This window comes from Geomonas sp. (assembly GCF_056994735.1).
On the sequence record NZ_JBXKJL010000339.1, the window covers coordinates 1 to 15,557 of the forward strand.

The window sequence follows — 15,557 nt, forward strand, 5'->3', positions numbered from 1 at the left end:
CCGAAACATCCAGCCGGTAGGTCCCCGAATCCAGACCCGTTATGCCATACGCCCCAGTCGCATCGCTGGTTGCACACTTGCTGTAACTGCCAGTCGGAGTAGCGCAGACCTGAACGTTGCTGGCGCCTGTCCCGGCCGGATTGCGCACCACGCCGGATATGCTCGAGGTCGGCAAGAGCAGGGTCACGTCACGAACCAAATCAACACCATTAAAATCTATCGGCGGATCAGTAATCCAGGCAGGGTTGAACTGGCTGCCAGAAGGCGGCGTTATAAAGAGTTTGTAAGTTCCGTTAGCCACATTCGTAATTGTGTAGTGACCGGCCGAATCAGTAGTTGCAGTACTGCCAACTTGCGTGTTAGCGGACGTTGAATAAAGCTGAACTTGAGCATTGGGCAACAGGGTGCTGCCGCCATGCACTGTTCCACTTAAGCTATAGGCCAATGCGTTGCTAAGACCAAGAACTGGAATAAACAAAAGAAACAACGCACAACTTAAAGAAGTCTTCCGCTTCAAAACACCCTCCTCATGCCGCACAATAAAAAAAATCTTAAATCAACTCTAATAGTGACAATATCCAATGTAGTCAGCACAAGGACAAAGTACCTTGCCCCGCGTCTGATGTACTAAAGGGTTACGTGAAGCCCTCCCCAAATGAGCAATTGCTATAGCATCAGGAAACGCACTGTGTCAACAAGTCTGTTTAACTTGTCGACACTAATTTTTCGTCATCGTTCTGAACGAACTTAGACGGCACATGTCGGCTCGCTAGCATGCCATTCGCCCCGTTGCCCCTATCTTCAGATGTGATCAAAGCGGACCCTCCCCTGCCGCTGTTCTCCAAGGAACAAGCGGCGCACATTGAGCACTCGTCTGGAATAGCCCGCAGCGAGACTACAGATCTTCGGCTTTGCAACACATCTCCTCCCTCAAAATCGGAGAAAAATCAGCAAAAGAGGCAACCGGAAACGCCACTCGATCTAAGATACTAAAAGAGCCACATGGCCTTTAGAAATCAAATAACTTCCCCTCTTCCTGCGGTATAAAAAAAGCCGCGCCCGTCAGCAAAACATGACGAGAGCGGCTCAAACTGCTCACCACAAAATATCTATCCACACCTATAAACTGTCTATAGGAGCCTCAATGGGCGGTGCCAGTGAAGAGACTCTCTGTCTCTTCTTCCCCCACTGCTGCCACCATGGTCTCGAACCCGGCAGAAAGCATAGCTTCGAGACCTTCGGAGCGGTGGGCATCACTGCCGACGCAGGAGTAGACGCCGTTTCTAAGAAAGAGGGTTGCCCTCTGCTTGACTTCGCTGCCGTACAGGCCGGCAAAACTGCCGATATTCCCCTGGAACCGGCAACCGGAATCCCTCAAGTTGCAGATGAGGGATCCTTCTATTTCATCCTTTTTCTGGGACCCTTTCAGGAACGAGAAGGCGGTTCGCACCCCCGCCCGACGCGCCGGCTCGAAAACAGCGCAACGTTCGGGGTGGGCAATAAGGGGGGCTATCCCCCGACTCAAGAGACCGCTGAGGAGGGAGGGGACCATCTGCCCTCCGGAAGTGAAGGGAGCCTCCACGAGGAGGTACTTCGACGATCCGCTGGTCTGGGCGTCCGGCAACATCCCCATCAGGAACTCGTCAAGATAATGTTCTGTCCCGGGAATGAGCCGCAGGTCGGTTCCGGCCTCGTAAATCAGTCGCTGCAGGTACCGGGTCGCCTGCTGAACCTTTGCAGGGTCATTGTCATAGCAGCCCTTTATCCTGTGCGGCGTGCAGTGAACGGCAGAAAAACCGAACCTCGCCAGAACACGCGCCATGGCCAACGATTCCTCGATGTCAGTGGAACCGTCGTCGACGGATGGAAGGAGATGGCAGTGGTGGTCGATGAAGTGTCTTGTCATAATTGGGGACGTCTTCAATCAGTGTGGGGCGAAGCGGGATAGGAGCTTTGTAAATACCACGTAAACTCTATCAAGTCAAAAGGTCCGTCGGACACTGTCACGCCTTTGCTGGTTGCGATGGCCACACTGGTGGGTAAAATAAGAGATCTGACGAGGTGCCGATTGGAAAGCCCCTTCCTTGACATAGAGTTGCTGCCGGAATTCCTGGAGACACTGCGCCTCTTCGGTGAACTTCACGGCCCCACCATCTCCGATCAGGGGGTCACGGCCTTCGCACCGCTCAAAGCCACTTCCGACCTGGTGATCGACTACCGAAGGACGCTCGTTCCGCCCAAGAAATACCTCATCCCGTTCAGGGAGGAAATCCTGCGCCTGCACGATGGCGCCTATGACGAACCTCAAACAGAGGCGCCACGGACCGTTCTCTTCGGCCTTCACCCTTGCGACCTGCAAGGGATCGCCTATCTCGACCTGGTATTCCTGGGGGAACGGCCGGACCCGTGCTACGCCAGGAGAAGAGCCGGCCTCACGCTGATCGGCCTCTCCTGCGACCCCGACGAATTCTGCTTCTGCTCTCCTTCGCTTCGCGGGGCTCCGTGCGACCTCTTCCTCTCTTCGCGCGAGAACGGCTATCGTCTAACGGCATCGGGCGACAGGGGACACGCCATCGTCGAAGCAGCCGGGAAATTACTGCAGCAGGTGGAGGATCCGCCTGCTGCCGGGAGTGATGGTTGGTGCCCGATCCCTCCCCAGGACCCGCAATTGCGCTTTTCCGACAACCCCCTTTGGGAGAAGTTCGCCAACCGCTGCGTCTCATGCGGAGCCTGCTCGGTCTGCTGCCCTACCTGTTACTGCTTCGATGTTCGGGAGTATCCGGGGCTGCACGGTGGGGGAATGCGGTTGAGGGAATGGGACAACTGCTTCTTCGTCACCCACGGAGAGGTGGCCGGGGGCAACTTCCGCCCTACCCGCCTGGACCGGATCAGGTACCGTTTCCTGCACAAATACTGCGGCTTCTCCCCCCTGCAGGGGATGACGTCCTGCGTCGGGTGCGGGCGCTGCAAGGCCGTTTGTCCCGTGGAGATCGACCTGCGCGAGCTTTTAGAGATGCCGGAAAAGCCGGGGGAGATGCACCATGACTAGCGATCTGGACATCCATACGCCATTTCCGGCGACCCTCATCGAGAAGCGCGATCTTTCCGCCGATACGGCACTCTTCACCATTGCGCCTGAGCCTTCTGCCAGTCAGGCACTCTCCGGTTTCATCCCCGGCCAGTTCCTCCAGCTCTCCGTCCCGGGTGGAGGCGAAGTCCCCATTTCGCCGGCAGATCTGATGACCAAAGAAGGGAACCTGGAGCTCTGCGTGCGGCGGGTCGGGCACGTGACCGAGCTTTTGCACAGCATTCCGGAAGGGGCGCCGCTGGGGCTGCGTGGCCCGTTCGGGACCGGATTCCCCCTCGAGGAGATGAAGGGTCACCCGGTACTGCTCCTTGCGGGGGGGCTGGGAATCGCACCTCTCCGCTCGCTACTCTTCCACCTTGTCCGGCACAGTCATGACTTCGGGGAGATCACCCTCATGTACGGGGCGAGGCAGCCCAGGCTGATGCTCTTCCGGGAGGAGCTGGCGGGGCTCGCGCAGACGGGAAAAATCAGGCTGTATCTCACCGTCGACTTCGCCCCCGAGGAACCGGCCGGCACCTTTTCCTGCGCCGTCGGTCTTTTGCCGGACCTGCTCAAGGGATTCAGCTTCGACGCCGCGACCAGCTACGCCGCGGTCTGCGGCCCTCCCGCACTCTATCGCTGCCTCACGACGGAACTGGAGGCGGCCGGGGTCAGCGGCGACAGGATCCTTTTGAGCCTGGAGCGCAGGATGCGCTGCGGAATAGGGCGCTGCTGCCACTGCGCCATCGGTCAAAGGCTCTGCTGCACGGACGGTCCCGTTTTCCGCTTCAGCGAGCTCAAGGAAATTCCGGAGGCGTTATGAAGAGGCCCAGGATCGCCATCGCCGGGCTCACAGCCTGCTCCGGGTGCCAGCTTACCATAGTCAACTGCGAGGAGGAACTGCCGGACATCGCCGAGAGTTTCGACATCGCCTACTTTCCCATGGCCGAAAGCATCGAGCGCCCAGAGGGAAGCTTCGATGCCGCGTTGGTCGAGGGGGCGGTTTCCACACCCAAGGATCTGGAGATTCTCTTCAAGCTCAGAAATGCCAGCCGTCTGCTGGTGGGATTCGGCACCTGCGCCCTTTTCGGCGGGGTTGCCGCCATGAACAATGCCACCTCCAAGAGGGAAGAGCTCCTTGAAGCGGTTTACGGTGACGCCAAGGTCATCGAGAGCTTCCCGCCCTACCCCTTGGGAAATTTCGTCAGTGTCGATTTCACCATCACCGGGTGTCCCCCGGAAAAAGACGACCTGCTGGCCCTTTTCGGGGCGCTCCTTCACGGCCACCTCCCCCCCTCACCGAGCTACCCCGTCTGCACGGAATGCCGCAGCCGGGAGAACCTCTGCCTCCTGTTGGCCAAGGACCAGCTCTGCCTGGGACCGATTATCCAGGGAGGATGCAATGCCCGCTGTCCCGCCACCGGCATCGTCTGCGAAGGATGCCGCGGCCCGGTCAGGGAGGCCAACGTGGCACAGGAGCTCGAACTGCTGCTGGAAAGGGGATTCGGCAGGAAGGAAATCGAGCGCCGCATGAGCCGCTTCATGCCCGAGTGGAACTATGACCAGCGTCGTTGAGATAAGCCTTTTGACCCGGGTCGAGGGGCACGGAAGCGTGAAGGTCTTCCTGGACGGGAAACGGGTGGAGCGGGTCGAACTCGCACTGACCGATTCTCCGAGGCTTTTCGAGGCGCTCCTGCTGGGAAAGAGCTACCTCGAGGTCCCCGAGATCATCTGCCGCATCTGTTCGCTCTGCTCGACGGTGCACAAGGTGACGGCGCTGCTGGCAGTGGAGAAGGCCCTGGGGATGGAGGTATCCGAAGTGACGGCCCTGACCCGCGAGCTGATCGTTAACGGCGGGATGATACAGGACCACGCGCTCCACCTGTACTGCCTGGTCCTTCCCGACCTGGTCGGAACGAGCGGGATGGCCGGGCTGGCCAGGGTGGAGCCGGAACTCCTGAAGAGCGGGCTGCGGATCAAGAGGGTGGGAAACCTCATTCAGGAGACCGTGGGGGGGAGGCTGATCCACCCTGTCAATATCGCGGTCGGGGGATTAGGGCAGCGGATACCGGCGGATACGCTCAGGCGCCTGAGGGAGGAGCTCATCTCGATCCTCCCCGATTGCCGCGAAAGCTACCGGCTCTTCGAGCCCCCCGTCCCGTGGGAGGAGCTTCCCAAACCACTCCATCTGGCCCTGGATCTGCCATCGCCAGCCGTCTCATCAGATCACCTCAGGGCCTCGAATGGATACGTCTTCCCGGTCGACAGTTACCGGGATCACGTCACCGAAAGTGTTCTCCCCCACTCCAACGCCAAACACGCCTCGCTGCCAGGCGGCGAGCCGACGGTCGGGGCGCTGTCACGCCTTAATTTGGGATCAGCACTCTCCAGGGAAGCAGGCGATCTTTTCCGTAAGGTGGAAGGGAAGATCGTGGGGAGCGACATCCGCGCCAACAACCTGGCGCAGGCGATCGAGCTATTACAGGGAGTCGAGCGGGCGGTCGAGCTTATCGAGCGGCTTTTGGCCATGGGCGGGGAAGGAGGAGACAACGTCGGGGTAAAGGGACTCGGCGGCAGGGGGAGTGCTGCCTGCGAGGCTCCGCGTGGAGTGCTCATCCACAGCTACGCCTTCGACCACGAAGGGCTCTGCACCGACGCCGACGTCATCACGCCGACCTCCCTTAACCAGGGGGCCTTGTCCCGGGACCTGCTGGCCCTGGCCACGAGCATGGAGGGGGCGGACGAGGTGCAGCTGAAGGGCGCACTGGAGCGGCTTGTCCGCTGCTATGACCCGTGCATCTCCTGCTCCGTCCACCTGCTTCGGTTATAGCGGCTCCTTGTCGTCAGCATCAACACCAGGCCGGCAAAGGCCTGTTCCTCCGTCGGAATTGACGCCTCGCCATAATGGCGACTAGATCCTGACCGGCACCTGCATCTCCACTACAAACATGAAGGCCATCTAACTTTACTATTGACACCCTTGCCTGAATTGGTAGACTGTGCACCTAGAAAGCGCATTGAATTGCGCAGGCTCTGGAGTACACGTAGCGCGATGTTTGCGTCCCTGACGACCCTTCAAACCGAGTCTCCGGTTTTCAATCGCGGTGAGCAGGCCCTCACTCCCGATGGCAGAGGGAAGCCTAAAGCGATTCACCGGGGCATGTTGCGACAGAGGTCAGTTGCTCAAGCAAACCGCACGTCGTTCCGGAGCAAAAAATTGGCGTTATCCAGGGCAACGCTGAAAGCGACTTGTCTCATCCGCCAGGCGGTCTCACCGCCGCTTGAAAAAGGGGAACCAAACCGGAACACGTCATCTGCATGGTCGACAACGGGCAGGCAGCTGGCCTCCGGGGCGTTTTTACCGACGGATTAGCAGAAAGTACCCTCGATAACGCCAATGCAGCAAAAAGGTCCATGAACCCCGTTCATGGACCTTTCTTTTTTAAAGCCGGCTCGACTCCTCCGGCAGATATCATTTCCGGTCTTTCAGCCGCGGGAATAGGTGATGGCGGTAATCACCGCGCCCAGCGGGTCCTCGATCACACAAAAACGCCCTACCCTCGGGATGTCGGTCGGTATCACCAGCAACTTGCCGCCGAGTTCCTGGGCCCTTCTGGCAGTCTCGTCGACATCGGTGACGGTGACATAGATCCCCCATCTGCTGGAGGGGGCCGTCTCACCCGAACGGGCCTCAACGATCCCGCCGACCTCTTTGCCGTCGACCTTGATAAGGGTATAGTTCTCCTTGCCGGTCCAGGGCTCCGTGGTCCAGCCGAAGAGCCTGGTGTAGAAGGCCTCGGCTGCACGGACATCGGTGGTCCTCAACTCGAACCAGCTGAACGCCCCCTGCTTCCTGAATTGCTCGGACATGCGGTCACCTCCTCCCGCCTCTTTTCCTGTAAAGACATAGGATGATTATTACAGCATATCGGCGGCAGGCAACCGCCAATATCACGGGCTGGGGAAAAGGGAGTGTCTGGCGGAGGGAGTGTACGGGAGAGCGACAATGGGAAGAAGGTTCTACCGGCAAAAAAACGCCGAGGTGGTGCCGGCCTCAGCGGAGCTTCAGCCGGCTCAGGATGATTCCCAGGTACTTGTTCAGGGCGTGGTCGCGGGGGAGAAAAGACAGCACCGGAGGTTTTCTGTTCCCGAGGCTTACCAAAAGAGCCGCGATTTCGGCACTACCGCCCACAGCCATCCCCTGCCTGAGGACGTCCAGGGCTGCGGCCTTTTGCCCGGCGATCACATGAACCTTGGCGAGGTTGAGGTAGTGAACCGGGTTATCAGGCTCGGCCTGTAGCGAGGCGTGGCAATGCTCGCTCCCCTTTCTCACCTGACCGCGCTCCTTGGCGATACAGTACCCGAAATACGAGAGCCAAGAAGGATTGTCCTGCGACTTGAGCGCCCGCTCAAGATGAGCCAGTGCGGCGGGAGTTTCACCCGCGGCAAGGGCATGCAGGGCTTTACCAAAAACTTTCTCGCCCTCTTCAACCGGCGTAAGATCCATTCCTACCTCCAGCTTCCACATTCAGAGCTTAAGCACTGTCCGCCAGACCCAGGCTTTACAGCAGTGACAGCAGGTCGAGATGACGCTCTATCCTTGCCGCGGCCCGCATTTCTCCCCGATAGGCTACAAAGGGGATGCAGGCTGCGTCCGCAGCCTGGCGGTCGACCTCGGAATCGCCTACGAAGAGCGCCTGGTCCGGCCCGAAGCCATAGTGCTCCAGTACCTTCAGGAGCGGTTCCGGGTGGGGCTTGGGGTTGGCCACACGTCCTGCGGTCATAACGCAGCTGAAGTAACGATCGAGCCCGAACGACTCCAGCAGCATGTCCATGGAGCTGGCGCGATTGGTGCAGACCGCCAACTCCACCCTGCCCCGCAGCGCCTCCAGCGTCTCACGCAGCCCCTCTTCCATGACCATCAGCGGAAAGAGCTTGCGGTAATCGATGCTCGCGGAAAAGGCACGCACTTCCTCCATCCTTTCATCCCCCTCGAAGAGGTAGGTGAGGACGTCCCTGTTGCAGTAGGTGTGCAGCACACGCATCATTTCGGCATCACCTCTGTCCAGCGGGGGCTTACCGAAACGCTCTATGATCTGCTTGTAAAAAGCGAAATTGGCCTCGAAGGAGTCGAACAGCACTCCGTCGCAGTCGTAGATGACCGCCTTGATCTCTTGGTTCACGTTATCTCCGCAACGAGGTGCCGATCAATCTTCCCCACCGGCAAGGGTGGTCAGGTATTCCTCCCACTCGACGGGGAGCATGTGCTTCTTCTTGTTGTTGCACTCTTTGCAGGAGGGGACCACGTTCCCCTTGCTGCTCTTGCCGCCGCGAATCACCGGTACGACGTGGTCCATCGACAACTCGCCAGGAGCAAACCTTTGCCGGCACCAGTGGCAGATTCCTTTGCCGAGCCGGTTCTTCCACCACTGGCTTTTGCGCAATTCCCGCGCCTTCTCGCGCTCTCGCTTTATCTCCTCTTCGGAGACCTCGATGATGAAATAGTCCAACAGACCTCCGAATCGGGGAGTGGGGATGGGGATTGGGAACTGGCACGGCGGATTAAGCGGACATCAGGGGGCCAGGCGAGGACTACCTGAGGTTCTCTTCCCGGTAACCCTCGATAGCGGCACGCGCCAGCTCATCGCAACGCTCGTTCTCCATGTGGCCGTTGTGGCCGCGAACCCAGACCCATTTGATCTTGTGGGTCTTGGAAAGGGCGAGGAGCCTCTCCCAGAGGTCCCGGTTGACGACCGCCTCCCTCTTGCTGTTGATCCACCCCCTTTTGACCCAGCCCGCGAGCCATTCGGTCATCCCCTTGGCCAGGTACTGCGAATCGGTGGTCACCACCACCTCGCAGGGTCGGGTAAGGGCCTCCAAAGCGGCAATGGCGCCCATGAGCTCCATCCTGTTGTTGGTGGTCATCCCCTCGGCTCCGGAGAGCTCCTTCACCTTGCCGGCGCAGCGCAGGATGCTGCCGTAGCCGCCAATGCCGGGATTGCCGCTGCAGGCGCCGTCGGAAAATATCTCAACCAGCATTGACATGGCTCCCCTCCTCCTTGAGCAGCGAGGCGATTGCCTCCATTACCCGGTCCACGATCAGCTGGTGGGTCTCCTTGCAGTCGGGAAGTAGATAGAGATCGTCAAATTCGAGGGCTTTCCCGAAGGAGACGGCCCCCTTGGCTCCCCATGACGGGAAGCGCCAGCGGTTGATTCCGGTCAGGGCGGTCGGGATCACCTGCGGCCTGGTATCGTAGATGATCTTCCCGACTCCGCGGTTCCCCTTGCCCAGCACTGCGTCCTTGTGCCGGGTACCCTCGGGAAAGAGCATGACCTTCTGGTCGGTCAGGAGGTCGTTTATGTGCTTGCCGGCGCGCAGGTCCCTGCCGCGGCGAACGGGGAAGGCCCCCCAGGAGCGGTAAATCAGCCCCTTGACCGGGTTCCGGAAGAGCTCCTCCTTGGCGGGAGCCCAGATCATCTGCAGGGGGTTGGTTTTCACTACGGCCCACGGAAGGAAGATGGTGTCGTACGCGGAGATGTGGTTGGAGGCGACCAGCACACCGCCGGTGCGGGGTATGCGGTCCGCCCCTTTGACGGCGAAGCGATTGATGCCGGAGGCGTAGCAGCCGACCACCCAGACGGAAAAAGTGACCCAGGAGCGGCGCAGCAGTGAAACCTTCAAGAAGACCTCTTCACGATGAGTTTTTAAGGCAATCGACCAGTTTCGATGTATAGCATGAATTGGAGACGGGGGGCAACATCTACCTTATGGAGGGATCACCCGTTGAGGGTGAAGTAGAAGGTGGCGCCTTGGCCGGGGCGGCTCTCGCCCCAGACTCGACCGTTGTGGCGGCGGACGATGCGGCGGACGGTGGCGAGGCCCAGGCCCGTTCCCGGGAACTCCTGGGAGGAGTGCAGTCTGCGGAAGGGTTTGAAGAGCTCTTCGCTGCGTGAGCTATCGTAGCCGGCGCCATTGTCTCTGACGAAAAAGACGCTCTCGCCATCAGCGGAGATGAAGGAGCCGACCTCGATAATCGGCTCCGTGACCCTGGAGGTGTACTTCCAGGCGTTGAGCATCAGGTTTTCCAGGGCGAGGCCTAACAGCTGGCGGTCTCCTTTGGCCCGAAGCTCGGGCGCGATGCGGAAAACCACCTGTCGATCGGGGTCGGCCAACTGCAGTTCCCTGGCCTTTTCGTTGACGAGCTGGCTCAGATCCACCAGGGTCATGGTGACCTTGACCTCGGTGACCTTCGAGAGATCCATCAAGGCGTTAAGGAGCGCCTCCATCTGGAGGCATCCCTCGTTCACCGACTTGAGGTAGAAGAGCGAGTCCGCGTCCAGCTTTTCGCAGCTGCCGTGAAGGAGCTGCGAAAAGCTGTAGATCCTGGTGAGAGGGGTCCGCAGGTCATGGGAGATGGCGTGGCTGAAGGCTTCCAGTTCGCGATTGACCTGCTGCAGCTCCGAGGTCTGCCGGGTCAGCGCGGCATTGAGGGCGCGTATCTCCTCCTCGGCCTTTTTCCGCTCCGTGATGTCGATCACGACCCCGACCACCCCCCCGGGCTCCCCTGAACCATCCGTGAATGCCGACTTGTAGAAGATCACCTCCCGCATCGCGTCCCCCTGCGATAGCGAGACCTCGCGGACCGTTGCCTGCTCCGCGGTCGGTTCCGTCTCCGCAAAGACCTGACTCAACTCCGGGGTGGCGACTTCGGAAATGGTTCTGGCGATGATGAGTTCACGCGGGCTTCCAAGCCACTCGGCAAAGGCGGAATTGCACCAGATGAAGCGCCCGGAAGAGTCCTGGTAATAGATCGGGTTCGGAATGGTATCGATGAGATGCTGCAACAGGGCGGCCTGTTTCTTCGCCGTCTGCTCAGCCAGCTTGCGCTCGGTTATCTCCCGCACCACCTCGATTCCTGCCGTGATCGCGCCGGAGTCGTCCTTGACGGCGGAGGCGATGATCTCGAAGCAGCGGGTTCCTTCGTCGGTATTTCTCCTGACCTCGACACGGTGGACGCCGCCGTCGTCGAAGGCTTGCACCAGGTGGCACCCCGGGCAAGGCACGCTCTGTCCATGGTAGGCCTGATGGCAAAGCTCACCGACGTGGCCCCCCATTACCTCCTGGTTGGCCCGATTCTGGTACAGGATCCTCAACTGGGGGTCCTGGATCGATATCCCGTCGGCCATGGCCTCGACGACAGCTACGAGCTTCCCCCGTTCATGCTCCGCCTTCAAAAGCGCTTCCTGCAGGGCCTGCTGGAGGCTCTGCCTGGCTCCATGCACTCGCCTCCAACAGGCCAGGAAACAGGAGACAAGAAAAAGCATCAGCAACCGGTCCACCACCTCGCGGGGAGAGGGAGACAACAGAGCGCCGAAAAAGGTCTCTTCCTCAAAAAGAAACGAGTCCGCGCAGGCGTCGACGACCACGAACAACAGGACAAGAGAAAGCCCCAGCAGCAGCTGTTTTAGAAGGAGGGAAGAGGGATCGGATGATCTGTTGGAGGGTGAAGACATCAACTAGTCCCATATACCGTCGATCTGTTGGCCGCACCCCGGACAACACCCGCCGGTGAGGAGATTCTTCTCGATGACGTAGCCACACCTCTTGATCAGCAGGGCCTGGCATGAGGGGCAGAAGCTGTTTTCCCCGCCTTCTCCGGGTACGTTCCCCTCGTAGACATACCGCAAACCGGCGTCAAGGCCGATCTGACGCGCAGCCCGCAGGGTGGCGAGAGGTGTTCTCGGCTCATCCTGCAAACGGTAGGTGGGATAGAACTGGGTCACATGCCAGGGGGTTTCCCTGCCGATCTCGTTGGCAATGAATGCGGCGAGTTGCCGCAACTCCGAAGGAGAGTCGTTGTGGTTGGGGATCACCAGGGTGGTCAGTTCCAGCCAGATACCGAGTCTTTTATACTCCCTGATGCAGTCAAGCACCCCGGCCAGCGAGGCCCCCACCACCTCACGGTAGAAGGAGTCGCTGAAGCCCTTCAGGTCGATGTTGGCGGCGTCCAGATAGGGCGCCATGGCCGCCAGGGCCTCATTGGTGATGTAGCCGTTGGTGACGAATACGTTTTTGAGTCCTGCGGCCTTGGCCAGAACAGCCGTTTCATAGGCGTATTCGAAAAATATGGTCGGTTCGGTGTAGGTATAGGAGATCGAGCGGCACCCTTGTGAGAGCGCCCTCTGCACTATGGCCTCGGGGGAGACGAAGGTTCCGGAATGCTCGATGCCGACCTCCTCGGGCTGGGAGATGCTGTAGTTCTGGCAGTGGAGACAGCGAAAGTTGCAGCCGACGGTGGCGACCGAGAAGGAACGGGTGCCGGGAAGGAAATGAAAGAGGGGCTTCTTCTCTATGGGATCGACGTGCTCGGCCACCAGCCTGCCGTAGACCAGCGAGTAGAGAACACCTTCGCGGTTTTCCCTGACCCTGCAGTGCCCCCGCTTCCCGGTGCCGATCAGGCAGTGGAAGCGGCACAGCCGGCAGCGGACCCGGCCGCCATCAAGCTTGTCATAAAACATGGCCTCCTTCATGATGGAAGCTCCTCCCGCGCCGGCGAAGTTGGTGTCACATTAACGAAAGCAAATAATAGCACCTCGTAGGCAGATTTTCCAGAGTAAAATCAGCGACCGAGGCAAAAGCTGGAGCTGACGGCAGCGCAGGAATCAAACCTCTTTTCATAAACAGTAGGCAAAAAAAAGTTTTTGGCAGGCCTCGACGTTTACGTAAGGAAAAGGATTCTGCTCCAGACTGGGCATACCCTTGTTTTAAAAGCAACAAGACGTTATTTTTTGAATACTTGGATGGAGGCTGGAGGTGAAAACCGGCCGCGACGGAGGAGTTGTTTTATAATGCGGGCTCAAGGAGGTCGGAGTGGGCAAACGCTAAACAGTTGTTTTACTAGACTTTTTGCAAAAAAAGGCACTTGCGCCTGGACAATTCGTTCTATATATTGCTGACAACTATAACTGTGCGAAGAGGAGAAAAGACCATGCATTGCCCGAATTGTAACGACAAGAAAGGAATCGAGATTGACATCCACTCGGATGGCTACGCAAAGGGGCTCTTTGAATGCACCTCTTGCGGGACCATGTGGCTGGAGAAGCATGACGTGATCATCACCATAAAACAGGCAGCCTAGTTGGCAGCCTAGTTGGGAAAAGGGGTGCGAAGCTGGCGCCCCTCCTGCCCCCTTTCACCACCCCGCCTCGAAGCTCTTACACTCCCATAACCCGAGGAACATCCCCGTATTCCCGCGAGACGAACTGCTCGAAGAAAGCATCGTATGCAGGAGCCATCTGCTCCCAGTCGTAGCGGCTGACGTGCGAGTCCAGCACTTCGCCCCGGCTTTTCTCCGCCAGCAGAGACCTCAGCCTGTCGACCAGCTTCTCCTTTTCCCCGTAGAGGACGGCAGCGGCAGCCTTTGCCGGGACATGGTCGGGATAGGCCAGTCTCTCCGGCAAAAGCGGGACGCAACCACAGTAAAGGGCCTGGACGACGCTGGCCCCGAAAAACTCCTGCCTTGAGGTTACCGGGAGGAGGTCCCCCCGCCAAAGCCACTGCGCATACTCGGCAAAACTCTGCAGATACCCCCAGTGCACTATCCGGCAGGCAAGCCGCTCGCGTGCCTGCCGGAAGACCGCAGGAGCCTTGCGGAAAGACTCTCCCAGCACCGCCAACCGGAACTCCACGCCCTCGTCCGCCAGTTGATAGAGCGCCTCGAAAAAGTCCTGCGGTGCCTTGTCATATTCCCAGCGATGATTCCAGATGATCAGTGGATTGCCCACGGAGGGCTCCTGAGGGCGGTAACGATCCAGCTTTCTCAGGTCCAGCCCCAGCGGGAGGACCCGGCTCTTGCCGGCGATGAGGTCAACCGACTCCCGCTCGACCGGATCAGGAAACTTCCCCAGGAAACCGGGGAGGGCGCCGACGAAGGCGTTGAGGTGGTAGGAGGAGTTGAAGAGAACCGCGTCCGCGGCCAGGGCGCTGGTGTAATTGATGAAGGCGTAATGGAGATCGCGGTCGTTGCCGGTATCGGGATCGTCGGGAGACCAGGGATAGGTAAGCTGGTTTTCGTGAAAGTAGATGGCGCTGCGGCAGCGGCTGCTGGTCCCACGGGTGAGAGCGAGGAAGGTGGTGAGATCGAGCATGTCGGTGGCCAGGATGAGGTCGGGGCGGCTATTCCGGGCCAGGAACCGGGAGGCGAGCGTTACCGCCCCGCCGTGCATGCGCCACTTCCAGTTGCGCCCCGGAAGCGTCAGGAGTTCCACCTCGTGGCTGCTGCGGGAGGCGTACTCCTCGGCCCAGGAGGCGTGGGAGCCGGTAAAGTACGGCTCGACCAGGGTGATGCGCATGAAGACTCTCCTCCGGAGGGGTCAGAACATGAAGCGGCGCATGCTGATATTCATCAGGATGCCGACGCCGATCATGGAAGTCACCATGGAGGTCCCGCCGTAGGAGAAGAACGGCAGGGGGACTCCGACCACGGGGAAGAGGCCGATGACCATGCCCATGTTGATCACGATATGCCAGAAGAGCATGGCACAGACGCCGACGGCCAGCAGGGCGCCGAAGCGGTCATTGCACCTCTTGGCGATTCCCAGTCCCCAGAGGATCAGGAAGAGGTAGAGGGCCAGCATCACCAGGCAGCCCACGAAGCCCCACTCCTCCCCAAAAACCGAGAAGGCGAAGTCGGTATGCTGCTCGGGGAGGAAACGGAGCTGCGACTGCGTCCCGTGCATGAAGCCCTTGCCGAAGGTGGCGCCGGAGCCGACGGCGATCTTGCTCTGGATTATGTGGTAACCGCTCCCCTGCGGGTCGAGGTCGGGGTTGAGGAAGTTGTAGATCCTGTCCTTCTGGTAGTCGTGCAGAACGAACCGCCACCCCCCGTAGATTACCGGAATCGCGGCGGCAAAAAGGGTGGCGAGTGCCGACCAGCGGACCCCGACGAAGAGGAGCATAGTCCCGGCGATGAGCGAAACCAGTATGGCGGTGCCAAGGTCGGGCTGCTTCATGATGAGGAGAGCCGGCGCGCCAAGCAGGAGGAGCGGGTAAACGAGATCCCTGACGGTCAGCCCCTTGAAGACCGGGTAGCGGCTGAAAAATCGGGCGAAGGTGACGATGATGACGATCTTCATCGGCTCGGAGGGCTGGACAGTGAAGAACCCGAGGTGGATCCAGCGGGTGGCGCCCATGGACGTCTTCCCTACGAGAAGCACCAGCACCAGCAGGATCAGCACCGCGCCGTACAGCCAGTAAGCGAAGTCCTCCAGCATGTGGTAATCGAGGCTGCAGACGGTGAGGCACAGGGTGACGCCGGCGACGATCCAGTAGAGCTGCTTGAGGAAGTACGGCGTGCCGACCTCCCGGTAGGAGGATGAAGCGCTGTATATGTTGACGACGCCGAAGGCGGTGATGAGCAGTACCACCGCAAGGAGCGTCCAGTCGAAGTTGGTGAATAGCCGTCGGTCAAACATCGCGATTCCTCTTGAG

Annotated in this window: 17 protein-coding genes; 5 read left to right on the plus strand and 12 right to left on the minus strand. The window is 59.7% G+C overall.

Features of this window, described 5'->3' with window-relative positions:
* Both AC11W3_RS14670 and AC11W3_RS14675 read right to left on the minus strand, forming a co-directional pair.
* Nucleotides 1–517 (minus strand): carboxypeptidase-like regulatory domain-containing protein (locus AC11W3_RS14670; protein WP_484088316.1); only part of this gene is annotated, 517 nt, incomplete at its 3' end.
* A 624-nt stretch (nt 518–1,141) separates the two neighbouring features.
* Nucleotides 1,142–1,906 (minus strand): tyrosine-protein phosphatase, encoded by a 765-nt coding sequence (locus AC11W3_RS14675; RefSeq protein WP_484088315.1) that lies wholly within the window; start codon nt 1,904–1,906, stop codon nt 1,142–1,144.
* A 162-nt stretch (nt 1,907–2,068) separates the two neighbouring features.
* Here AC11W3_RS14675 and AC11W3_RS14680 point away from each other — a divergent pair, with 162 nt between their 5' ends.
* From AC11W3_RS14680 to AC11W3_RS14695, 4 genes are read left to right on the plus strand one after another with little or no spacing between them, the layout of a single operon-like run.
* A complete protein-coding gene (locus tag AC11W3_RS14680) occupies nt 2,069–3,049 on the plus strand; it encodes a 4Fe-4S dicluster domain-containing protein (protein ID WP_484088314.1) in 981 nt (326 codons plus the stop codon).
* On the plus strand, nt 3,042–3,890 hold the full coding sequence (locus AC11W3_RS14685; RefSeq protein ID WP_484093242.1) for an FAD/NAD(P)-binding protein: 849 nt from the start codon (nt 3,042–3,044) through the stop codon (nt 3,888–3,890). Before AC11W3_RS14680 ends, AC11W3_RS14685 begins: the two co-directional genes overlap by 8 nt.
* Nucleotides 3,887–4,642 (plus strand): NADH-quinone oxidoreductase subunit B family protein, encoded by a 756-nt coding sequence (locus tag AC11W3_RS14690; protein ID WP_484093243.1) that lies wholly within the window; start codon nt 3,887–3,889, stop codon nt 4,640–4,642. Before AC11W3_RS14685 ends, AC11W3_RS14690 begins: the two co-directional genes overlap by 4 nt.
* Nucleotides 4,626–5,897, plus strand: a complete 1,272-nt coding sequence (locus AC11W3_RS14695) for a Ni/Fe hydrogenase subunit alpha (protein ID WP_484093244.1) — start codon at nt 4,626–4,628, stop codon at nt 5,895–5,897. The genes AC11W3_RS14690 and AC11W3_RS14695 overlap by 17 nt, the downstream gene beginning before the upstream one ends.
* Before the next feature lie 656 nt (nt 5,898–6,553).
* On the opposite strand, the gene AC11W3_RS14700 is transcribed toward AC11W3_RS14695, so the two are convergent.
* The 8 genes from AC11W3_RS14700 to amrS form a co-directional block, all read right to left on the minus strand.
* Nucleotides 6,554–6,937, minus strand: coding sequence for a VOC family protein (locus AC11W3_RS14700; protein WP_484088310.1), 384 nt, complete (start codon nt 6,935–6,937; stop codon nt 6,554–6,556).
* A gap of 184 nt (nt 6,938–7,121) precedes the next feature.
* Nucleotides 7,122–7,574 (minus strand): tetratricopeptide repeat protein, encoded by a 453-nt coding sequence (locus tag AC11W3_RS14705; protein WP_484088309.1) that lies wholly within the window; start codon nt 7,572–7,574, stop codon nt 7,122–7,124.
* Between the two features lie 55 nt (nt 7,575–7,629).
* A complete protein-coding gene (locus AC11W3_RS14710) occupies nt 7,630–8,250 on the minus strand; it encodes an HAD family hydrolase (RefSeq protein ID WP_484088308.1) in 621 nt (206 codons plus the stop codon).
* Nucleotides 8,251–8,274: 24 nt separating this feature from the next.
* Entirely contained in the window at nt 8,275–8,577 is a 303-nt protein-coding gene (locus AC11W3_RS14715; protein WP_484088307.1) for an HNH endonuclease, read from the minus strand.
* Nucleotides 8,578–8,659: 82 nt separating this feature from the next.
* Entirely contained in the window at nt 8,660–9,112 is a 453-nt protein-coding gene (rnhA, locus tag AC11W3_RS14720; protein ID WP_484088306.1) for a ribonuclease HI, read from the minus strand.
* Entirely contained in the window at nt 9,096–9,749 is a 654-nt protein-coding gene (locus AC11W3_RS14725) for a lysophospholipid acyltransferase family protein (protein WP_484088305.1), read from the minus strand. Before AC11W3_RS14725 ends, rnhA begins: the two co-directional genes overlap by 17 nt.
* A 95-nt stretch (nt 9,750–9,844) precedes the next feature.
* On the minus strand, nt 9,845–11,581 hold the full coding sequence (locus AC11W3_RS14730; RefSeq protein WP_484088304.1) for a PAS domain-containing sensor histidine kinase: 1,737 nt from the start codon (nt 11,579–11,581) through the stop codon (nt 9,845–9,847).
* Between the two features lie 3 nt (nt 11,582–11,584).
* Nucleotides 11,585–12,598 carry an AmmeMemoRadiSam system radical SAM enzyme gene (gene amrS / locus AC11W3_RS14735; RefSeq protein WP_484088303.1) on the minus strand — a complete coding sequence of 338 codons (1,014 nt, stop codon included), beginning with the start codon at nt 12,596–12,598 and terminating at the stop codon, nt 11,585–11,587.
* 458 nt (nt 12,599–13,056) lie between these two features.
* Here amrS and AC11W3_RS14740 point away from each other — a divergent pair, with 458 nt between their 5' ends.
* The gene (locus AC11W3_RS14740) at nt 13,057–13,206 is read left to right on the plus strand and encodes a TFIIB-type zinc ribbon-containing protein (protein ID WP_484088302.1); all 150 of its coding nucleotides are present in this window, start codon (nt 13,057–13,059) and stop codon (nt 13,204–13,206) included.
* 76 nt (nt 13,207–13,282) lie between these two features.
* Here AC11W3_RS14740 and AC11W3_RS14745 read toward each other — a convergent pair whose 3' ends face one another.
* Complete coding sequence (locus AC11W3_RS14745; RefSeq protein WP_484093245.1) at nt 13,283–14,419, minus strand: tRNA-queuosine alpha-mannosyltransferase domain-containing protein; 1,137 nt, start codon at nt 14,417–14,419, stop codon at nt 13,283–13,285.
* 21 nt (nt 14,420–14,440) lie between these two features.
* Nucleotides 14,441–15,541 (minus strand): rod shape-determining protein RodA, encoded by a 1,101-nt coding sequence (gene rodA / locus AC11W3_RS14750; protein WP_484093246.1) that lies wholly within the window; start codon nt 15,539–15,541, stop codon nt 14,441–14,443.
* Nucleotides 15,542–15,557: the final 16 nt, after the last annotated feature.